This window comes from Clostridium sp. ZBS2 (assembly GCF_023845855.1).
In the GTDB taxonomy this organism is placed as follows: domain Bacteria; phylum Bacillota; class Clostridia; order Clostridiales; family Clostridiaceae; genus Clostridium; species Clostridium aquiflavi.
In genome coordinates this window covers 1-21,286 of sequence record NZ_JAMQIF010000007.1, presented here as the reverse complement: position 1 = coordinate 21,286, position 21,286 = coordinate 1, and the positions used below count along the sequence as shown (strand labels likewise).

Sequence of the window (21,286 nt, the reverse complement as noted above, 5' to 3'; positions counted from 1 at the left end):
TTTTATTGGCTCTATTTTAGTAAGAATTTTATATATGCCACTTTGCCTATTGCATATATAAATATATATTTAAAACATAATTTTTTATTTATATGAATATTTATTTTGACATATGTGATAATATACTATTGTGTAGAGAGACATATAAAATGATAGAGTGGAGTGAAGTAAATGGAGAGATTGGATAAAATAATTTCTAATTTAGGATATGGAAGCAGAAAAGAAGCTAAATTGTTAGCAAAAAAAGGATTAATTGAAGTAGATGGAAAGATAATTAAAGATAGCAGTGTAAATATAGATCCTGAAAAATCTATAGTTAAGATAAATGGAGAAGAGATATTTTATCGTAAATACATATATTTAATGATGAATAAACCAACAGGAGTAATATCAGCAACTCATGATTCAAAAGATGAAACTGTTATTGATTTGTTAGAATTAGATCATCAAATTTTTAATCCATTTCCAGTAGGAAGATTAGATAAAGATACTGTTGGATTATTGTTATTAACTAATGATGGGGACTTTAATCATAGAATGATATCACCTAAATGGCATGTTGATAAAGTTTATTATGCTAAAATAGATAAAGAAGTAAATGAAAAAGATCAAGAGGCATTTAAAAAAGGTGTAGTATTAGATGATGGGTATAAATGCTTAGAAGCAAAATTAGATATTATATCTGCATCACCAGAAGGTTCAGAAGTTAGAATTACTATACAAGAAGGAAAATATCATCAAGTAAAAAGAATGTTTGAAGCACGTGATAAAAAAGTAGTATATCTAAAAAGGGAAGAATTTGGTAATTTGATTCTAGATGAAAGCTTAGAAGAAGGCGAATATAGAGAATTATCAGATGAAGAATTAGCTATTTTAAATAAAAATTAACGAACGTTAAAAGATTATGCAATAAAATAATTCATTTTAGACGCATGAGTAAATATTTTTCGTAAAATTACTTGCATTTTAATATAGAATGTCCTATAATAATTTTGCAAGGATAAATAAAAGGAATTATATAGCCCCCTTTTTATTTATTGCTTATTGCTTATTGCTAAAGCGCAACCTAGCCCCAAGGGTTGCGTTTTTTTTGTCTTAATTATGAAAATGTTTACTTTGAAGAAAAGTTGATTTAATATATAAAAAAACATAAAAATAGTACATTTTAATAGAGATTAATAAAAAAATAAATAGAAAAAAATAAGTGAAGGAATTAAGTCATATTNNAATATGACTTAATTCCTTCATTTTTATTTGTTTTTATATTTTAAAATAGGAGATAATAAAGAAGTATATAATTTTAAAGGAAATAATTAGATATAATTAATGTATATAAAGATTAAATCAACATATAAAGAGAAATATTATTAATACTTTCACTATGTTATAATATTTAGAGATTAAGAAAGGAGCAGATTAACTAAATGGAGTTAAAATCATTGCTTAATAAAGAACAATATGAAGGTGCAATTACCATAGATGGCCAATTGTTAATATTAGCTGGAGCTGGATCAGGAAAGACGAGAGTATTAACTTATAGAATGGCACATATGATAGAAAATATGGGCATAGCACCATATAATATATTAGCTATTACATTTACAAATAAGGCAGCAAAGGAAATGAAAGATAGAGTTATATCACTAATTGGTAGTAAAGCTGAAAATATGTGGATATCTACATTCCATTCAACTTGCGTTAGAATTTTAAGACGAGAAATAGATAAGATTGGTTACAATAGTAACTTTACAATATACGATACATCTGATCAAAAAGTATTAATAAAAGAATGTATGAAGCTTTTAAATATTAATGATAAAGATATATCTGATCAAGAGATACTAAGTAAAATTGGAAAAGCAAAAGATACTATGCAAACTGCTCAAAGTTTTATGAGACAAAATGAATCTAACTTTAGAGAAAAGAAAATTGCGGAAGCATATGAGATGTATCAAAGAAGACTAAAGGAAAATAATGCATTAGACTTTGATGACTTAATATTTAAAGCTGTTGAGCTTTTTAAATCTAATCCTGAAGTACTAGAATTTTATCAAAATAAATTTAAGTATATAATGGTAGACGAATATCAAGATACTAATGGTGCTCAATATGAATTAATTAAATTATTAGCATCAAAATATAAGAATATATGCGTTGTAGGGGATGATGATCAATGTTTAGTTGAAGGAACTTTAATATCTACCGAAGATAAAAAAGTTGAAATAGAAAAATTAACTTGCGAAGATAAAGTTAAAGTTGCATGTGGTAATGGAGAAATAGGATTATTATCAGTAAGTGACATAAGTAAAAAGAAGTATTGTGGAGAAGTTATAAAAATTATTACAAAGAGTAATAAGGTAATAAAAGCTACACCTAACCATATTTCATTTGGAAAAGTACTATTAGAAGAAGAGAATTACTATGTTTATTTAATGTATAAAAACGGTTTTGGATATAGAATAGGTCAAACATCTTCTGTAAGATCTAGAGATGAAAGAGAAGCTAGTGGTTTAGCAGTTAGATTAAATGGAGAGCAAGCAGATAAAATATGGATAATAAAAGTTTGTAACTCAAAGGGTGATGCAACTTATTATGAACAATATTATTCTGTAAAATATGGAATACCAACTATTGTATTTAATTCAAGAGGAAGAAATATAACAGTATCACAAGAACAAATAGAAAATATGTTTAATGACATTGATACAGTAAGTGCTGCTGAAAAACTAATGGATGATGAACATTTATATAAGGAATATCCACATCATTTGAGCAATGCAGTAATAAGAGGAAATTCAGTAAGAAAAAGAGTTAATGTGACTTTCTTTGGAGGAAAAAAATCGTTACAAAGAGGATTATATTCTCACAGAATAGGACTTAATTCCTCTGGTGATGAAACAAAGAATAAATTTATAGAAGCGGGTTTCAATGTTAGAAATGGTGAAAGAAATACATATAGAGTTGAGACTGAAAGAGCTTTATATGATGAAGCAGAAGAATTTGCAAGAAGTTTAAGTGAAGTTGAAGAAAATTTTGATATATTAAAAAAAGCTAAATTAACTGGAGAAAAAAGTTTTCTATTTATGCCACTTGGAAGTTTTAGAGAAGGTATGGCAATTGCAATAGAAAGTGATGGAGTAATAAAAGAAGATATTATAGTATCTGTTGAAAGCGAAGAATATGATGGATTTGTATATGATTTAAATATTGATAATGCTAGAAATTATATAGCAAATGATGTTGTAGTGCATAATTGTATCTATCAATGGAGAGGCGCAGATATTCAAAATATATTGGATTTTGAAAAAGATTATCCTAATGCTAAAGTAATTAAATTAGAACAAAATTATAGGTCTAAGAGTAATATATTAGATGCAGCAAATGTAGTGATTGTGAATAATGCAAATAGAAAAAGTAAAGTACTTAGAACAGAACAAGAAGCTGGAGATAAAATAAAGATATATAGGGCATTTTCGGATGGTGATGAAGGGGATTTTGTTAGTAAGCAAATTACAGAGATTAAATCTAAGGAAAATAAAGAGTATAAAGATTTTGCTATACTATACAGAACTAATGCTCAGTCACGTATATTTGAAGAGAGTTTAAGAAGAAGAGGAATCCCATATAAGATAATAGGGGGAACGAGATTCTACGATAGAAAAGAAATAAAGGATATTTTAGCATACCTTAAGGCTATAGTTAATCCAAGAGATGATGTTAGTTTAAAGAGAATAATAAATGTTCCTAAAAGAAGTATAGGTGATGCTACAGTATCAAAAATTCAAGAATTTGCAAATAATTTCGAATTAGACATGTGGGATGCTTTAATGGAGGTTAGAACAATACCAACACTAACACCTAGAAATGCTAATAATATAGAAGCTTTTACAAATTTAATGGAAGAATTTATGTCACTGAGTGAAACAGCACCTATATCTGTATTAATTGAGTCAATACTTAAAGATACAGGATATTTAAAACAATTAGAGTCATCTAAGGAAATAGAAGATAAAAGTAGAATTGAAAATTTAAAAGAGCTTGTTTCAGATGCAGTTGATTTTGAAAAGAATAATGAAGATAAATCATTAGCTGCATATTTAGAAAAAGTATCATTAGTTCAAGATACAGATAAGATTGAAGAACAAGAGGATACAATAGTATTAATGACAGTTCATAGTGCAAAGGGTCTTGAATTTCCAGTTGTATTTATGGTTGGAATGGAAAATGGTATTTTCCCGGGAAATATGTCGTTTGAAAAAGAATCTGAGATGGAAGAATCAAGAAGGTTATGTTATGTAGGGATAACAAGAGCAAAAGAAACATTATTTATGACCTCGGCTGAAGTTAGAAGAGTATTTGGTAGAACAGTAGCATATTCTCAGTCTGATTTTATTAATGAAATAAAACCAGAACTTAAGGAATATGTAAGTGGAAATAGAATAGGATCTGGAAATACCTCTAATGTTAAGGCTCAAAAAAACAATTCATATAATAATCCTCATAGTTTAAGAAGCACTATAATAAGAGATGTTTGCAAATCTACTGATACAATTAATAACAAAAATAGTGATTCAGAATATTTAAATGCTAACGAAATTACATTAGGTAGAAAAGTACAACATGAAAAATTTGGCGTTGGTACAATAGTTAGTGTTCAGAATTCTGGAGATGATAAAAAGTTAACTATTGCATTTGATAAACAAGGAGTTAAAAATTTAATGTTATCATTTGCTAAGTTAAAAGGAATTTAAAGTTAGATTAGCTTCATATAGAGTTTAAAATTTTATATGAAGCTAATATATAGATTAATTATAAAATTTCTTAATTTAGGAGATGGAGATAATAGTGGATAAAATAGAGAGAATAAAAGAACTTGTTGAAAATTTAAATAGGAATTCATATGATTATTATGTACTTGATAATCCATCTGTAAGTGATAAGGATTATGATAAACAATATGACGAACTTAGGGCGTTAGAGCAAGAAACAGACTTTGTACTACCATATTCACCTACATTAAGAATTGGTGATGTTGTTTTAGAAGGTTTTAATAAATATACACATAAGGGAAAGCTTTGGAGTTTAGATAAAGCTCAAAACTTAGATGAAATAAAAGATTGGCATAATAGAAATGTGAAATTTGTTAATGAAATGAGAGCTAAAGGTGAAGAATTACCAGATTTAAAATATATAGCTACTAAAAAGTTTGATGGCTTAACAGTTAACTTAACTTATAATAAGGAAGGTTTGCTTGAAGTAAGTGCTACAAGAGGTAATGGTGAAATAGGAGAAAATGTAACATCTCAAGTAAAAACTATTAAATCTATACCACTAAAGCTTCAAGAAAATGATGAGTTATTTGAAGTACATGGTGAAGCCATTATGACACAAGAAGCTTTTGAAAGATATAATGATAGTGCAAATGTTCCATTAAAAAACTTGAGAAATGGTGCGGCTGGAGCATTAAGAAATCTTAATGTAAAAGAAACTGCTAGAAGAGATTTGTCAGCATTTTTCTATGATGTTGGATATAAAGAAGGATATCAATTTAAAACTTATTTAGAAATGATGGAATTTATTAAAGAAAAAGGATTGCCTATTGATGATTATTTAAAAGTATGTACATCTATTGATGATATAAAGAAAGAAATAGAGTATATAGAAAAAATAAGATTTGATTTAAATTATGATATTGATGGTTTAGTATTAGCTATAGACGATATTAGAACAAGAGAATTATTAGGGTATACAGTTAAATTCCCTAAATGGGCCATAGCTTATAAATTTGAAGCTCAAGAAGCTACAACAAAACTTTTGGATGTTGAATGGAATGTTGGAAGAAGTGGAAGAATAGGTCCAACAGCAATATTAGATCCAGTAGAATTAGCAGGAGTAACTGTTAAAAGAGCAACTCTCAATAATATGGATGATATAAAAAGAAAAGGTGTAAGAATTGGAGCGGATGTATTTGTTAGAAGATCTAATGATGTTATACCAGAAATTATGGGAACAGTAGAGAATACATTAGAAAAATCTGAGGAAATAGTACCGCCAACTGAATGTCCAGCATGTGGTAGTCATGTAGTTTTAAATGGAGCGCATTATTTCTGTGAAAATACACTTTCTTGTAAACCACAATTGGTTAAAACTATAGTTCATTATGCTTCAAGAGATGCTATGAATATAGCAGGATTTTCAGAAAAAACAGCAGAACAATTATTTGAAAAATTAAATATTAAATCTATTTCAGATTTATATAAATTAAAAAAAGAAGATTTAATAGGCTTAGAAAAGTTTGGAGAAAAGAAAGCGGAAAACTTATTAAATGCAATTGAAAAAAGCAAAGACTGTAAGTTATATTCATTTATATATGCTTTAGGTATTCCTAATGTAGGAGTAAAAACAGCTAAGGATATTGTAAATAAATTTAAATCAATTGATGGATTGAAAAATGCTATGTTTGAAGACTTAGTATCAGTGCAAGATGTTGGTGATATAGTTGCACAGGATATAATTGAATTCTTTAAAGAAGAAAAAGTAATAAATACTATTGATGAATTATTAAATTTAGGAGTGAATCCTATATTTGATGAAGTTAAAATAGTGGAAAGTATTTTTAAAGATAAAACTGTAGTTGCTACTGGTACATTACAAAATTATTCTAGAACTGAGATAAAAACTAAGCTAGAAGGTTTAGGTGCTAAAGTTTCAGGTAGTGTAAGTAAAAAAACTGATTATGTAATTGCTGGAGAATCAGCAGGATCAAAATTAACTAAAGCAGAAGAATTAGGTGTTAAGGTTATTTCAGAAGAGGAATTTGAAAGAATGTTAGGAAGTGAAAGTTAATGAAGACACTAGTAAATTGGTTAACACTAATATGTGGCTTTATAACTAGTATTTTAATAGTATGCACTTTTTTAACTAGTTATCAATTTTGTTATATAGACCAAATTTTTAATTCATATTTACCTGTTCAACTGGGAATATGTATAACTATGTTAGTACTTACAGTAAGATTTTTACTTAATGAAACTGGAAGAAAAAGAATAGTGTATTCTGCTTTTAGTTTTACAATATCTGTTTCTTTAATATTTTTTATAGTTAATTTAGTAAAATAGAAGATTTTATGATAAAATTTAATGTATTGAATAAGATACTTATAATATATAAGACATTTTAATTTTAAATTGTCTTTACTTTGAAAGGGAGGTTAACTATGTCTGTTACTAAAAAAGATGTTGAATATGTTGCAGAACTTGCAAGATTAAGTTTTAATGAAGATGAAAAAGAAAGCTTAGCATCTGATTTAAATCAAATTTTAAATTATGTTGAAAAGCTTCAAGAGTTAGATACTGAAAAGGAAGATATAATAGTAAACCCTTATTATATTGAAAACAAATTTAGAGAAGATGAAATTACCCCTTCAATTAAATTAGAAGAGGTTTTAGAAAATGCGCCTGAAACATTAGAAGAATATGTTTTAGTTCCAACAATTATAAGAGAACAATAGAAGATTGGAGGGTGAAATATGGATTTTACAAATTATAAAGCTCATGAATTAAAGAACTTAATTTCTAAAAAAGAAGCTTCAGTGGAAGAAGTTACTAAAGCTCATTTAGAAAAAGTAAAAAATATAGATGATAAAGTAAATGCATTTTTATATGTTGCAGAAGAAGAAGCATTAAATGATGCGAAAGTATTGGATGAAAAGTTAAGTAAGGGTGAAGATATTGGAGTACTAGGGGGAGCACCTTTAGGAATTAAAGATAATATAAGCGTTAAGAATATGCAAAATACTTGTGCTTCTAAGATATTAGAAGGATATATATCACCATACGATGCTACAGTTTCTGAAAATGTAAAGTCACAAGGTGGAGTTATATTAGGTAAGTTAAATATGGATGAATTTGCAATGGGTTCATCAACTGAAAATTCTGCTTACAAGATAACTAGAAATCCATGGGATTTAGATAGAGTACCAGGTGGATCATCAGGTGGTTCCGCTGCTGCTGTTGCTGCAAAAGAAATTCCTTTAGCATTAGGAACTGATACTGGTGGATCAGTAAGACAACCAGCATCTTTTTGTGGAATAGTTGGATTAAAACCTACATATGGAAGAGTTTCAAGAAGTGGAGTTGTAGCTTATGGTTCTACTTTAGATCAAGTTGGTACATTAGGAAGAGATGTTAAAGATTGCGCTTTATTAACTCAAGTAATATCAGGAGTTGATCATAGAGATTTTACTACAGCTAATATAAATGTACCTAATTATGAAGACTCTTTATCAGAAAATATTAAAGGAAAGAAAATAGCATTACCAAAGGAATTTTTCAAAGATGGATTAGATCCTAAGGTTCAAAAAGCTATATATGATGCATTAGAAGTATTCAAAGCTAATGGTGCAGAAATTACAGAAGTATCACTTCCATTAGCAGATTATGCTATATCAGCTTATTATTTATTAGCATGTGCAGAGGCATCATCAAATTTAGCTAGATTTGATGGAGTAAGATATGGACATAGAAGTGAAAGTGTTGAAGATGCAGTTGATGTATACTTTAAATCAAGAAGTGAAGCATTTGGAAAAGAAGTTAAAAAGAGAATAATGCTTGGTACTTATGCATTATCAGCAGGATATTATGATGCATATTATAAGAAAGCATTAAAAGTTAGAAATCTTATAAAAGGTGAATTTGAAAATATATTCAAAGATTTTGATGCTATAATATCACCAACAGCACCAACGCCAGCTTATAAAATTGGAGAAAAAACAGAAAATGCATTAGAGATGTATTTAGGGGATATTTATACTGTTCCTGTAAATATAGCAGGTATTCCAGCAATATCACTTCCATGTGGAGTTACTGATGGTCTTCCAGTAGGACTTCAAATAATGGGTAATTATTTTAAAGAAGATACATTATTTAACCTTGCATATAGCTATGAGCAATCAACTAAATGGCATGAAATGCATCCAAATCTATAGGGGTAAGGAGTGAAGAAACAATGGAATTTGAATCAGTCATAGGATTAGAAGTTCATGCTGAACTTTTAACTAATACTAAAATATACTGTGGTTGTACAACAGAATTCGGAGGAAAACCTAATACTCATGTTTGTCCTGTATGTTTAGGTCTTCCAGGATCATTACCACAATTAAATAAAAGAGTTTTAGAGCTAGGAATAAAAGCAGGATTAGCTTTAAATTGTGAAATAACTAAAGTTGGGAGAATGGATAGAAAGAATTATTTCTACCCAGATTGTCCTAAGAATTATCAAATAACACAAGATGAATTACCAATATGTAGAAATGGATATATTGATATTGAACTTGAAAGTGGAGAAGTTAAGAGAATCGGAATAGAAAGAATTCATATAGAAGAAGATGCAGGTAAGTTACTACATACTAAAAGAGGTACACTAGTTGATTTTAATAGAGCAGGCGTTCCATTAATAGAAGTAGTATCTAAACCTGATATTAGAACTCCAGAAGAAGCTACACTATATCTTACAAAGCTTAGAAGCATATTAAGTTCTGCTGAAATATCAGATTGTAAGATGGAAGAAGGTTCTTTAAGGTGTGATGGAAATATTTCTATTAGAGAAAAGGGAACAGAACCATTTGGTATAAGATCAGAAATTAAGAATATGAATTCATTTAAAGCATTAGAAAAGGCATTAAATTACGAATTTGACAGGCAAGTTGAAGCTGTAACTAATGGAGAAGCTTTAAGTGTTGAAACTAGAAGATGGGATGAAACAAACAATAAAACTATAGTTATGAGAAGTAAGGAAGAAGCAAATGACTATAGATACTTCCCAGAAGGAGATCTAGTAACTTTAAATGTTTCTGATGAATGGATTGAAGAAATAAGAGCTACTATTCCAGAACTTCCATATCAAAAGGCAGATAGATTTGTAAAAGAATATGGTTTACCTAAATATGATGCACATGTATTAACGCTTACAGATTCAATGGCAGATTATTTTGATGAATGTGCTAAATTATCTGGAGATCCTAAAGCAGCATCAAATTGGATCATGGGAGATATCTCAAGACTTATGAAAGAAGAAAGTACTTGGGTAGAAGATTTAAAATTCTCTCCTAAAGATTTAGCAGAATTAATAGAAGTAATAAAAGACGGAACTATATCAAGTGCTATAGGTAAAAAAGTACTTGATGATATGTTTGCAGAAGGAAAATCACCAAAGACTATAATTGATGAAAAAGGCTTAAAACAAAATAATGATGAAGATGCTATTCGTCAATTAGTTAATAAAGTTCTTGATGAAAATCCTCAAGTTATTGAACAATACAAGAGTGGAAGAACTAGAATACTTGGATTTGCAGTTGGTCAAGTAATGAAAGAAACTAAAGGTCAAGCAAACCCAGGAATTGTTAACAAATTAGTTACTGAAGAAGTAGAGAAAAGATAGAAAAAACTATTAGAGGTAAAAAACCTACTATGAAATAAGATGTTTCATAGTAGGTTTTTCTTATTTTAATTCTTCGGATTTATCAAAACTAGATATATCATCATAGTCACTGTCTTCAGTAGTTTGATTTAAATCAAAATCATCTGTTGAATAATTTGGATTATCTTTTATGGATTCATTAAAATACATTTTATTAGATAATGCATTAAGCTTTTGACAGATCTTTTCTAATATATAGTTTTGATATCGTAATTGTTTATGTGATTTTATTGCTACTATAAATAACCATATTCCTATAAACATAAAAACGAACATGAATAGTATTGCAACTATTAGAAATGTAGCCGTTAAAAATTTCATTTTAAAAACCTCCAATAAAATATGGTAATATTATACCATAATAGAATATTTATTTTAAATATATATTTATGGTATAGTAGAACAAAAATGATAAAATATGTATTTTAAATATAATGCCCTATTTTAGCATAATATATGATATATGCATAAGTAAAGATGGATAGTGCAATAAAATTAATTATAAATATTAATGATTATAAATTAAATAAAATGTTAATAATTTAATTATGTATATTATAAGAGTAAGGAGGTTATTAACATTGAAAAAATACTTGTTACCTATATCCTTAATTTTTATCATAGGTGCTTTTTTATTAGGATTTATTCAGATTGATAATGTTTCATCAGATAAAAAAGGTGATGATATTATCAATTATGGAGTAGAAGATATACCGGATAATTTAAAGACTGTTACTAACTTATCTAAGCGAAATGAAGATATAATTTGTGCTGTTAGTAAAGGTTTAGTTTCAAAGGATATAGATAATAATATATTGCCCTCTTTAGCTAAAGAAATAATTAAAAGTGAAGATGGAATAGAATATGAATTTAAGATAGATGATAATATATATTGGAGTGATGGAAGCAAAATAACTTCAGGTGATGTAATTGTGTTTTTTAGAGAACTACTAAAAGAGGATGATGAAGAAAATATACATGCATTATTAGATGTTTATGGTGCTAGAGAATTTAAAGATGGGAAAACTACTTTTGAAAAAGGAGTTGCAATAAAATCTAAAGATAACAGTGTCATTATAAGACTTAATGCTAAAAATGATAAATTTTTAAGCGAATTAACTAAGCCACAATATAGATTAAGAAAGTACTTAGTTATGTGGGAAAATATTAAAAAGAATTATAATGAAGTGATTTATAGTGGAGATTATAAAATAACATCATTTATGGATGATAAAATAACATTAGAATCAAATAGCAATGATGGAAATAGAAGAGTTATAAATTTAATAAATGATAGTAATGTAGAATTGTCTATGGCATCATTTGAAATTGGAGAAAGAGATATTGTTATAAATCCACCGCAAAGCCAATTAAATAAGTTAAGTAATGATGGAAGTTTAATAACAATGCCCAAAGATACAGGTGTGTATTTATACATAAATGATAAAAATAATATTTCTTTACAAGGCAGAAGAGAAATATATAAGTATATATCAGAATCTATGGAAGATTATTCTTCTTCAAATGAAAAATCATTTGAGTTGGCTGAAGGTAGTTATTTTAGAGAAAATAAAGAAGACTTAACTAAATTACAAACAAGAAAAGTAATAAGTAATAAGGAAGAGGAGTGGTCTCCCCCAAAAGTACTTACTATATTATGTAGAGACAATAGCATTAACAGAGAGTTATGTAGGGTTATAGAAAAGTGGTTTGACGAAAACACAGATATATCCATAAAGTATAGTTTATTAAAAGAAGATGAATTTAATGATGAGGAATTACAAAAAAGATATGATATGATACTAATTAATAATGAAGCAAATATTTTAGATAAAGATAAATTTTATAAAAAATTTGTTAATTACATGAGTGATAGTGAAAAAGAAATTTTATTATCTAATAATTGCAATGATGATGTATATCTAAATTTAGAGAATAAGATTTTTGAAGAATATAAAATAGTGCCATTGATATTTTATAATGAAAACATAGCGTATTCTAAAAAAATATCAAATATTAAAATGGATGGTAATGGAAATATGGATTTTTCATCTATAAAATAGTTTATTATAGATTAAGGCTATATCACTGGTAATACATCAATGATATAGCCTTATATATTTTACAATACTGTATTAACTTTTTTTATTATTAGATTTGTCTTTAGAAGATTTTTTTGATTTAGCATCTGAATCAGATGTTGTTTTATTTAGATTAGTTGTTAATTTTGGAGAATCAGGAACTTTTAAATTTAAGTTTGTACTAACATCAACATCTTCTATTTCAATATTATTTAATTCTGATGAATTAATGACTTCATTATTCACTACATCATTAATATCTGTTGTAGTTCTGCAGTCAGTTATATTTGTTTTAGTTTTACTAAATCCCATTTCTTTTTCAATATCGTCTTTAAGAAAATATATAAATAGTAGAAAAGAAAACATGTTTTTATTTGAATCAAAAGATACTTTAGGTACTGTAAAACAATCTTTTTTTCTAGAATAACTTAAGTTTTTAACAAATATAGGGGCTAAGCCATTACTTTCTGGAGTAGGTAAGTTAGGCATTCTAAAATAAGTTTCATCTAGCATATCATCAGATTTTAAGCTTAAATTTTTATAGCGTTCTACTTCATCTAAAGTTGGAGCTTCAGGCCAACTTGTTAACAGATTATTATTCACATAAAGTTTTCTATATATGTTAGATATAATAGGTTTTAATTCTGATATTTTATCTTCTTCTTTTGAATAGATCATTAAAGATAACAAATAAAGATTAATTTCTAAGCAAGAATACTTAGTTTCTTTTTTATCTGTAAGCTTAATAAACATATTTTTATCATTATCATATAGACTTAATAATTTATCATTAATTTCTTTGCTAGTTTCTTTAAAAGAAATTATATTTGTATGTTTGTAAGATTCCATTAAGCATATAGCTAATAAACAACAATTTTCTAATGAATTTACATAATAGTCCTTTATCATAAACCTATTTATCAAGAAATCACTTAAGTCTAATATTAGATCTTTAGCTGTAGAACTTTTTGAATACTTGTAAAAAATATTTAAGCATAATAAAATATTTAAGTTTTCTTCAAATGATAAGTCGTAAAGAGATTCTTTATAATCTCTTAATACACATAAAATTTCATTAGAAAATCTTTCATAATCATTACTGTCGACATCAGATTTATTATAAAAAGAATATAAGTAATAAGCTGCCATCATAAAAGCTTGGTCACAGAATTTGAACTTATCATTTTTATCTATTAGATTAAAACCTTTAGAATTTCCATCAGACGTATTTTTTTTATCAACAAAAACGCCCTCATTATTTCGAAGGTTTTTTGAATAGAATTTTAGCTGTTGTTTTGCTATATATTTAAATGGCTTTTCGAAAGATATAATATTTCTATTATCTTTATCGTAATTAGAATAATAATCACTTAACTCCAATAGACACAAGGTCATTAAAGCATTTGTTGAAGGGTTTATTTCCTTTTTAAAAGTGGATTCGTCAAACCCATGTGAAGTTTTATTGTGTATAAACATAGGTGATGATTTCCTATATATACATATTAGTGGAGAAAAGTCATTTAATATGCTAATATCATTTGTAGAAGAAGATTTTTTTGAAACTCTAATAGGAATTAGAAGACCAGATTTTGAATTAAGAACAATAGTTTTTACTGATTCTTTTGATAAATAAAAAAGCTGACTACTAATTTCCTTTTGAGAAAGACTATTCATTCTAAAAAATGGCCCTATATATCTCAATTATATTCACCTCTCTAAAAATTCTCATACTATTAATTAATATGAGTTAAATTCAAAAATAGTGCATAAAATCTAAATAAAAGGTGAAATTTTTTAATAAAGGTATTAAAGAGGTCTTTAAATCAATCTATTATTTATATATGTTAATATTAATAAATTAAGTAAAAATATATACAATATAATAATATAATAAATTTTGAAATATATGTGTTTGGAGTGTGATTTCGTTGAGAATTGATGGAAGAAAAAATGATCAAATAAGACATGTTAAAGTGACAAGACATTATACAAAGTATGCAGAAGGTTCAGTGTATATAGAAGTAGGTGATACAAAAGTTTTATGTAATGTTTCTATTGAAGACAAAGTTCCACCATTTATGAAGGGAACAGGATCAGGATGGATTACAGCAGAATATAATATGCTTCCAAGATCAACAGAAACGAGAAAGATAAGAGATATCGCAAGATTAAAAATAGATGGAAGAACAATGGAGATACAAAGGCTTATAGGAAGAGCATTAAGATCTGTTGTAGATTTAAAAGCTTTAGGAGAAAAGACATTATGGATCGATTGTGATGTTATTCAAGCTGATGGTGGTACAAGAACTACAGCTATCTCAGGAGCATTTATAGCATTAGTTGATGCTGTCAATAAATTGCATAAAATAAAACCTTTTAAGGTATATCCTATTAGAAGTTTTGTTGCAGCAGTAAGTGTTGGTATAGTTAATGATGAGAAAATATTAGATTTATGTTATCAAGAAGATTCAAAAGCAAAAGTAGATATGAATATAATTATGACTGATGAAGGTAGCTTTGTTGAAGTTCAAGGTACTGGAGAAGAGAGTCCATATACTAGAAATGAGTTAAATGAGTTATTGGATTTAGGAGAAAAGGGAATAAAACAAATGATTAATGTTCAAAAAGAATCATTAAAGATGGAATCTCTTTGGATTGGTACTGGAGGAAATAATTAGATTATGAAAAAACTTATTTTAGCTAGTAATAATGTAAAAAAAATAAAAGAAATGAAAGAATTATTAAAAGATCTAAATATTGAAATAAAATCTTTAAATGAAGAAAATATAGATATAGATGTAGAAGAAGATGGTAGTACATTTGAAGAAAATGCAAAGAAAAAGGCTAAAGAAATATATAATTTATTAAAATTAAGATATGAAAAGGACTTTTTAATTTTAAGCGATGATTCTGGATTGCAGGTTGATTACTTAAAGGGTGCACCAGGAATATACTCAGCTAGGTATGCAGGAGAGCATGGTAATGATAAAAAGAATAATGAAAAATTATTATTAGAATTATCAAATGTTCCTACTAATAAAAGGACCGCCAAATTTGTGTGTCAAATAGCTATGTTTGATGAATACGGAAAGTATTATTCAATAACTGGAGATGTAAATGGATATATTTTAGAAAAGCCACAGGGAGATGATGGCTTTGGATATGATCCTTTATTTTTCTATGGTCCATTAAATAAAACTTTTGCAGAGTTAACTCTAGAAGAAAAGAATGATATAAGTCATAGAGGAATAGCTTTAAAAAAATTAAAAGGCACAATATTAAATCTGATAAGCGAATAGGGGAGCAAATCATGTTAATTGCAGTAATAAGTGATACTCATAGAATGAGCAATTATATAAAAATAGCTAGTGAATATATAAAAGATGCTGATATTGCTATACATTTAGGAGATAACGTTGAAGATGCAGAAGAAATATCAAAAGAATTTAATGGTGAGATTTATATTGTAAGTGGAAATTGTGATTATAAAGATAAATATCCTAAAGAAGGAATTATAGACATAGAGGGTATTAGAATATTTTTTACTCATGGTGATTTATATGGCGTTAAATATGGTTTAAATAATATTTATTATAAATCAAAAGAGCTAAAAGCAGATATAGCTCTTTTTGGACATACACATATTTCAATGATAGAAAAGTATGATGATGTAATATTGATGAATCCAGGTAGTTTATCATTACCAAGAAATAGGGGGAGACATATAGGGTTTATAGAAATAAAAAAAGGACTAGAACCCAGTGTTTATCTAAAAGAAATTGATATATAGAATAAAATGTAAGAGATGATTTTAGGTATAGATATAAAAAAATATAATAATTTTTCAAAAAAAGTATTGACGAATTAATTTGTATATTGTAGAATAGTCATTGTCGTCAGGAGATAACAACAATGACTCCGGGGTGTGGCGCAGATGGGAGCGCGCGTGGTTTGGGACCATGAGGTCGCAGGTTCGATCCCTGTCACCCCGACCAAGTTAAAATGTAATATTGCGGGTGTAGCTCAATGGTAGAGCCCTAGCCTTCCAAGCTAGTTACGTGAGTTCGATTCTCATCACCCGCTCCATTAACATTAATAACTAATAATCCTTGATGAATGTTAAAAGTAATTTAAACATGAGAATGAAAAAGTTACTTGACATAACTTAGAGAATAATTTATAATGATAAAGGTTCTTGGGTTAAAAGTTTAAAGCGATTTTTGAAAATTCAAAAAAGAGTTTTTAAAAAACTTGACAGAATAAACCTTATGAATTAAAATGATAAACGTTGTAACAAGAGATACAAAAAACAAAATATGCGTCTTTAGCTCAGCTGGATAGAGCAACGCCCTTCTAAGGCGTGGGCCAGGGGTTCGAATCCCTTAAGACGCACCATTATCTCGGGGTGTGGCGCAGATGGGAGCGCGCGTGGTTTGGGACCATGAGGTCGCAGGTTCGATCCCTGTCACCCCGACCAATTACAACAAAAAAATAAATATGCGGGTGTAGCTCAATGGTAGAGCCCTAGCCTTCCAAGCTAGTTACGTGAGTTCGATTCTCATCACCCGCTCCATTAAAACAAAATATGCGTCTTTAGCTCAGCTGGATAGAGCAACGCCCTTCTAAGGCGTGGGCCAGGGGTTCGAATCCCTTAAGACGCACCATTATGGTGGACGTAGTTCAGTTGGTAGAGCGCCAGTTTGTGGCACTGGTTGTCGTGGGTTCGAATCCCATCGTTCACCCCATATTGGGATGTCGCCAAGCGGTAAGGCAATGGACTTTGACTCCATTATGCGTAGGTTCGAATCCTGCCATCCCAGCCAATTACTTTATTAAATAAAGTAAGTAAAAAATGTGGTTCACTAGCTCAGTCGGTAGAGCACATGACTTTTAATCATGGTGTCCCGGGTTCGATTCCCGGGTGAGCCACCAAAAAATGCAGATGTGGCGGAATTGGCAGACGCACTAGACTTAGGATCTAGCGCTTTACGGCGTGGGGGTTCGACTCCCTTCATCTGCACCAAATAAGCAGAAGTGACTCAATGGTAGAGTGCCACCTTGCCAAGGTGGATGTTGCGGGTTCGAGTCCCGTCTTCTGCTCCAAAAAACTAAATATGCGGGTGTAGCTCAATGGTAGAGCCCTAGCCTTCCAAGCTAGTTACGTGAGTTCGATTCTCATCACCCGCTCCATTAAAAAATATGCGTTATTAGCTCAGTTGGTAGAGCACCTGACTCTTAATCAGGGTGTCCCGGGTTCGATCCCCTGATAACGCACCAAATAAATGGTGAATGTAGTTCAGTTGGTAGAGCGCCAGTTTGTGGCACTGGTTGTCGTGGGTTCAAGTCCCATCGTTCACCCCATGTAATGGGATGTCGCCAAGCGGTAAGGCAATGGACTTTGACTCCATTATGCGTAGGTTCGAATCCTGCCATCCCAGCCAATTACTTTTACTAAAATTAAGTAAGTAAATTAATTACGAAGCTTAGTAAGGTTTACTACGATGAAACAATGAATTTATGAAATGAGTAGTACTTATGTACAGGAATGAATAAATTTTATAGTTAACGAAGTAATAAAGATTAATAAGCGAGTAAGAAATATGGTTCACTAGCTCAGTCGGTAGAGCACATGACTTTTAATCATGGTGTCCCGGGTTCGATTCCCGGGTGAGCCACCAAAAAAATGCAGATGTGGCGGAATTGGCAGACGCACTAGACTTAGGATCTAGCGCTTTACGGCGTGGGGGTTCGACTCCCTTCATCTGCACCAAATAAGCAGAAGTGACTCAATGGTAGAGTGCCACCTTGCCAAGGTGGATGTTGCGGGTTCGAGTCCCGTCTTCTGCTCCAAAAAAAATTAAATATGCGGGTGTAGCTCAATGGTAGAGCCCTAGCCTTCCAAGCTAGTTACGTGAGTTCGATTCTCATCACCCGCTCCATTAAAACAACTGATGTCAGTTGTTTTTTTATTCTTTGAGAAATTATGTTATTCTTAGATTAGCTCTTAAAAAGGCACATGGTTAAAAAAATTGACAGCTTCAAAAAATCGCTAAGGCGACTTTTTATTTTATATTTATACATCTATAGCTCAGCTGGATAGAGCGTTGGACTTCGAATCCAAGCGTCGCAGGTTCGAATCCTGTTAGATGTACCATAAACATAGTGATACCAATAGTTTATAGACAGTATAAACTATTGGTATTTTTTTTGTTATCTTCTTATATTTTTAGTGCAATATTTGAATATTGTTTCATAGTAACTAAAACTTTATAGTGTTATATGTATTATTTATTAGTTAATGTTAAATAATATTACAAGTAGATTTTAAATTGCATATAAAAATGTTTATATAAGGGGAGACTATAAATAATGAGAAAGTTATCAAATAAAATGCTATATAGATTTTTAGTAATGTTTTTAACTATATTATTATTTTTTAATAATTATTATACCTATGCTTATGCATATAGTATATATAAAGTAAATAGCAAGAGTGAAGTAAGATTAGAAGATGATTTTTATAATTACATAAATGATGATTGGCTAAGTAAAGCCAAATTACCTAAAGGTTATACAACCTATAGTTCTTTTGAAGAAGCAAATATAAAAGTAAAACAAGATTTAAAGAACATTATAAATGATATAAGAAGCAATAAAAATAAGTATCAAGATAGTAGTGAAGAAATAAAGATTCTAAATTTATATGATAATTATTTAGATGAAAATAATAAAAAAACAGAAGGAATAAAAATATTAAGAAATTATATAGAAAATATACATAATATACAGACACTAGATGATTTTAGAAATTATTTAACAGATTTAAATGCATTCTCTACGCAATCTATAATTAATATAGGAGTAGGAGCTGATTTGAAAAATAGCACTGTTAATATTCTTTATATAGGTGAAAGTGATCTTGGATTAAACAACTCAGAATATTATATAGAAAGAAATGATTTAAATAAAAAAATAGAAACTGAATATAAGAAATACATATCGAAATTATACAAGTTGATTGGAGAATCTAGAAACAATGCTAATAAGAAAGCAGATAGATTCTATGAAATGGAAAAAAAATTAGCTAAAAATATTCCTACTATAAAACAAAATGCAGAAGATTTAGATATAATAAAGAAATCTTACAATATATATTCAGTAAAAGAATTAGATGAATTAGCATCTAATATTAAATTTAATGAAATATTTAAGAAGTTAAATATAGATGATCCAAATAAAATAGTTGTAAATAATCCACAGTATATCAAACAATTAAATAAATTAATGATTGAAAATAATATTGAAGATATAAAATTATTTTTAGAAACTAATATACTTATGAAGAGTTCAGATTACTTATCAAAAGATTTTAGAGATGCCAGTGATGGTTTAAGTAAAACAATTTATGGAATAAAGGATAAAATAAGTGATGAAGAAAAAGCAATTAACTTAGTTAATTCAGTTTTAAGTGAGCCATTAGGAAAAATATATGTAAAAAAACATTTTAGTGAAGATTCAAAGAAAGAGGTAGAAACATTAACTTCTGAAATAATAGATAATTTTAAATATAGAATAAATAATTTAGAGTGGATGAGTGAAATTACAAAAGAAAAAGCAGTGAAAAAACTTAATAATATTAATGTTAAGATAGGATATCCAGATGTGTGGAGAGATTATGCACAATTAACAATAAAAAGTCACAATAATTGTGGATGTTTATTAGAAAACGTATTAAATGTATATAGTTTTCAATTAAAAGAAGAACTATCATTGTTAAATAAAGAAGTAGAACGTAATTCGTGGGAAATGTCACCTCAAACAGTTAATGCATACTATAATCCAACTAAAAATGAAATAGTATTTCCAGCAGCAATACTTCAGAAGCCATTTTATGATATAAAAAATAATAAAGTAGAAAATTTAGGGGGGATTGGAGCAGTTATTGGTCATGAGTTAACTCATGCATTTGATAATACTGGTTCTAAATTTGATGAATGTGGAAATTTAAATAATTGGTGGACAGATAAAGATTACAAAGAATTTAATATTAGAAGCAAGAGAGTAATGGATTATTACTCACATATCCAAATTAACAGTGGGGAATTTGTTGATGGAAAACTTACATCAGGTGAAAATATAAGCGATTTAGGTGGAGTTGCATGCATAATAGATATAGCTAATAACATTAATAATGTTAATTTAAAGGAGCTATTTAAAAATTACGCAATTATTTGGAGGGGAATTAATACTAAAGAAATGGAATCCTATCTTTTGAAAAATGATGTACATTCCCCTAAAAAGGCAAGAGTTAATATTGTATTAAGTCAATTTGAAGAATTTTATAATGTTTATGGTATAAAACAAGGCGATGATATGTATGTATCTCCAGAAAATAGAATAAAAGTATGGTAGTAAGTTAATAATATGGTAAAAACATAGCCTAGTGTATCCGCATATGGATAATTAAGAAAAATAAAACAAATAATAATAAATTAAAGATATTCTCTAATATCAGATAATTAGATATATATTTACATTATCTGATATGATAGAATAAATCTCGTCGCTGAGGTGACAACAAACAACACTCAAAATAATGTTTAAACAAAAACATTAAAAAAAGTGTTGACACAAATTGAGATAAATGATAATATTAAGAAGTCGCTTAAGTGCGACAGATTAAAACAAAAGTTGACAATAAAGTCAACAAAAAGAAAATTTGGTCTTTG

The 21,286-nt window shown here is 28.5% G+C and carries 14 protein-coding genes and 20 tRNA genes; 32 read left to right on the top strand and 2 right to left on the bottom strand.

Going from position 1 to position 21,286, the window contains the following annotated elements; translation table 11 throughout:
- The first annotated feature begins 171 nt into the window (after positions 1–171).
- From NG918_RS04705 to gatB, 7 genes are all read left to right on the top strand, one after another.
- On the top strand, positions 172–888 hold the full coding sequence (locus tag NG918_RS04705; protein ID WP_252215308.1) for a pseudouridine synthase: 717 nt from the start codon (positions 172–174) through the stop codon (positions 886–888).
- A gap of 536 nt (positions 889–1,424) precedes the next feature.
- Entirely contained in the window at positions 1,425–4,751 is a 3,327-nt protein-coding gene (locus NG918_RS04700) for a UvrD-helicase domain-containing protein (protein ID WP_252215311.1), read from the top strand.
- Positions 4,752–4,842: 91 nt separating this feature from the next.
- Positions 4,843–6,846 carry an NAD-dependent DNA ligase LigA gene (ligA, locus tag NG918_RS04695; RefSeq protein ID WP_252215358.1) on the top strand — a complete coding sequence of 668 codons (2,004 nt, stop codon included), beginning with the start codon at positions 4,843–4,845 and terminating at the stop codon, positions 6,844–6,846.
- A complete protein-coding gene (locus tag NG918_RS04690; protein WP_252215314.1) occupies positions 6,846–7,118 on the top strand; it encodes a hypothetical protein in 273 nt (90 codons plus the stop codon). The genes ligA and NG918_RS04690 overlap by 1 nt, the downstream gene beginning before the upstream one ends.
- 98 nt (positions 7,119–7,216) lie before the next feature.
- Positions 7,217–7,510, top strand: coding sequence for an Asp-tRNA(Asn)/Glu-tRNA(Gln) amidotransferase subunit GatC (gene gatC, locus NG918_RS04685; RefSeq protein ID WP_252215317.1), 294 nt, complete (start codon positions 7,217–7,219; stop codon positions 7,508–7,510).
- 18 nt (positions 7,511–7,528) lie between these two features.
- The gene (gene gatA / locus NG918_RS04680) at positions 7,529–8,986 is read left to right on the top strand and encodes an Asp-tRNA(Asn)/Glu-tRNA(Gln) amidotransferase subunit GatA (RefSeq protein WP_252215320.1); all 1,458 of its coding nucleotides are present in this window, start codon (positions 7,529–7,531) and stop codon (positions 8,984–8,986) included.
- A gap of 20 nt (positions 8,987–9,006) precedes the next feature.
- Positions 9,007–10,437 carry an Asp-tRNA(Asn)/Glu-tRNA(Gln) amidotransferase subunit GatB gene (gene gatB, locus NG918_RS04675; protein ID WP_252215323.1) on the top strand — a complete coding sequence of 477 codons (1,431 nt, stop codon included), beginning with the start codon at positions 9,007–9,009 and terminating at the stop codon, positions 10,435–10,437.
- Between the two features lie 60 nt (positions 10,438–10,497).
- Here the strand turns inward: gatB and NG918_RS04670 are convergent, their stop codons facing one another.
- The gene (locus NG918_RS04670; RefSeq protein ID WP_252215326.1) at positions 10,498–10,797 is read right to left on the bottom strand and encodes a hypothetical protein; all 300 of its coding nucleotides are present in this window, start codon (positions 10,795–10,797) and stop codon (positions 10,498–10,500) included.
- 260 nt (positions 10,798–11,057) lie between these two features.
- Between NG918_RS04670 and NG918_RS04665 the strand changes: the two genes are divergently transcribed.
- Positions 11,058–12,539 (top strand): ABC transporter substrate-binding protein, encoded by a 1,482-nt coding sequence (locus NG918_RS04665; protein WP_252224914.1) that lies wholly within the window; start codon positions 11,058–11,060, stop codon positions 12,537–12,539.
- Positions 12,540–12,611: 72 nt separating this feature from the next.
- Here the strand turns inward: NG918_RS04665 and NG918_RS04660 are convergent, their stop codons facing one another.
- A complete protein-coding gene (locus NG918_RS04660; RefSeq protein ID WP_252215332.1) occupies positions 12,612–14,258 on the bottom strand; it encodes a hypothetical protein in 1,647 nt (548 codons plus the stop codon).
- Positions 14,259–14,485: 227 nt separating this feature from the next.
- Here NG918_RS04660 and rph point away from each other — a divergent pair, with 227 nt between their 5' ends.
- The 24 genes from rph (at position 14,486) to NG918_RS04540 (ending at position 20,969) form a co-directional block, all read left to right on the top strand.
- Positions 14,486–15,235, top strand: coding sequence for a ribonuclease PH (gene rph / locus NG918_RS04655; RefSeq protein WP_252215335.1), 750 nt, complete (start codon positions 14,486–14,488; stop codon positions 15,233–15,235).
- A 3-nt stretch (positions 15,236–15,238) separates the two neighbouring features.
- On the top strand, positions 15,239–15,856 hold the full coding sequence (locus NG918_RS04650; RefSeq protein WP_252224910.1) for an XTP/dITP diphosphatase: 618 nt from the start codon (positions 15,239–15,241) through the stop codon (positions 15,854–15,856).
- Between the two features lie 11 nt (positions 15,857–15,867).
- Positions 15,868–16,347 carry a YfcE family phosphodiesterase gene (locus NG918_RS04645; RefSeq protein ID WP_252215341.1) on the top strand — a complete coding sequence of 160 codons (480 nt, stop codon included), beginning with the start codon at positions 15,868–15,870 and terminating at the stop codon, positions 16,345–16,347.
- 129 nt (positions 16,348–16,476) lie between these two features.
- Positions 16,477–16,552: transfer RNA gene (locus NG918_RS04640), tRNA-Pro, on the top strand.
- A gap of 17 nt (positions 16,553–16,569) precedes the next feature.
- Positions 16,570–16,643 (top strand) — tRNA-Gly (locus tag NG918_RS04635).
- Positions 16,644–16,875: 232 nt separating this feature from the next.
- Positions 16,876–16,952 (top strand) — tRNA-Arg (locus NG918_RS04630).
- 6 nt (positions 16,953–16,958) lie between these two features.
- Positions 16,959–17,034, top strand: a tRNA-Pro gene (locus NG918_RS04625).
- A gap of 22 nt (positions 17,035–17,056) precedes the next feature.
- Positions 17,057–17,130 (top strand) — tRNA-Gly (locus tag NG918_RS04620).
- A gap of 14 nt (positions 17,131–17,144) precedes the next feature.
- Positions 17,145–17,221: transfer RNA gene (locus NG918_RS04615), tRNA-Arg, on the top strand.
- Between the two features lie 5 nt (positions 17,222–17,226).
- Positions 17,227–17,302, top strand: a tRNA-His gene (locus NG918_RS04610).
- Positions 17,303–17,305: 3 nt separating this feature from the next.
- Positions 17,306–17,380: transfer RNA gene (locus NG918_RS04605), tRNA-Gln, on the top strand.
- A 33-nt stretch (positions 17,381–17,413) separates the two neighbouring features.
- A tRNA-Lys gene (locus NG918_RS04600) sits at positions 17,414–17,489 on the top strand.
- Positions 17,490–17,495: 6 nt separating this feature from the next.
- Positions 17,496–17,580: transfer RNA gene (locus NG918_RS04595), tRNA-Leu, on the top strand.
- A gap of 5 nt (positions 17,581–17,585) precedes the next feature.
- Positions 17,586–17,660, top strand: a tRNA-Gly gene (locus tag NG918_RS04590).
- Positions 17,661–17,673: 13 nt separating this feature from the next.
- A tRNA-Gly gene (locus NG918_RS04585) sits at positions 17,674–17,747 on the top strand.
- A gap of 11 nt (positions 17,748–17,758) precedes the next feature.
- Positions 17,759–17,834 (top strand) — tRNA-Lys (locus NG918_RS04580).
- A gap of 8 nt (positions 17,835–17,842) precedes the next feature.
- Positions 17,843–17,918, top strand: a tRNA-His gene (locus NG918_RS04575).
- A gap of 5 nt (positions 17,919–17,923) precedes the next feature.
- Positions 17,924–17,998, top strand: a tRNA-Gln gene (locus NG918_RS04570).
- A gap of 161 nt (positions 17,999–18,159) precedes the next feature.
- Positions 18,160–18,235: transfer RNA gene (locus tag NG918_RS04565), tRNA-Lys, on the top strand.
- 7 nt (positions 18,236–18,242) lie between these two features.
- Positions 18,243–18,327, top strand: a tRNA-Leu gene (locus NG918_RS04560).
- A gap of 5 nt (positions 18,328–18,332) precedes the next feature.
- Positions 18,333–18,407, top strand: a tRNA-Gly gene (locus NG918_RS04555).
- 15 nt (positions 18,408–18,422) lie between these two features.
- Positions 18,423–18,496: transfer RNA gene (locus NG918_RS04550), tRNA-Gly, on the top strand.
- Positions 18,497–18,634: 138 nt separating this feature from the next.
- Positions 18,635–18,711, top strand: a tRNA-Arg gene (locus NG918_RS04545).
- Positions 18,712–18,926: 215 nt separating this feature from the next.
- Positions 18,927–20,969 (top strand): M13 family metallopeptidase, encoded by a 2,043-nt coding sequence (locus NG918_RS04540; RefSeq protein WP_252216952.1) that lies wholly within the window; start codon positions 18,927–18,929, stop codon positions 20,967–20,969.
- Positions 20,970–21,286 lie beyond the last annotated feature (317 nt).

Coding starts and splice junctions, on each gene's coding strand:
- gatA (WP_252215320.1), top strand. CDS start 7,529: ATGGATTTTACAAATTATAAAGCTCATGAATTAAAGAACTTAATTTCT.
- NG918_RS04540 (WP_252216952.1), top strand. CDS start 18,927: ATGAGAAAGTTATCAAATAAAATGCTATATAGATTTTTAGTAATGTTT.
- NG918_RS04670 (WP_252215326.1), bottom strand. CDS start 10,797: ATGAAATTTTTAACGGCTACATTTCTAATAGTTGCAATACTATTCATG.
- NG918_RS04700 (WP_252215311.1), top strand. CDS start 1,425: ATGGAGTTAAAATCATTGCTTAATAAAGAACAATATGAAGGTGCAATT.
- gatB (WP_252215323.1), top strand. CDS start 9,007: ATGGAATTTGAATCAGTCATAGGATTAGAAGTTCATGCTGAACTTTTA.
- NG918_RS04690 (WP_252215314.1), top strand. CDS start 6,846: ATGAAGACACTAGTAAATTGGTTAACACTAATATGTGGCTTTATAACT.
- NG918_RS04705 (WP_252215308.1), top strand. CDS start 172: ATGGAGAGATTGGATAAAATAATTTCTAATTTAGGATATGGAAGCAGA.
- NG918_RS04650 (WP_252224910.1), top strand. CDS start 15,239: ATGAAAAAACTTATTTTAGCTAGTAATAATGTAAAAAAAATAAAAGAA.
- gatC (WP_252215317.1), top strand. CDS start 7,217: ATGTCTGTTACTAAAAAAGATGTTGAATATGTTGCAGAACTTGCAAGA.
- NG918_RS04645 (WP_252215341.1), top strand. CDS start 15,868: ATGTTAATTGCAGTAATAAGTGATACTCATAGAATGAGCAATTATATA.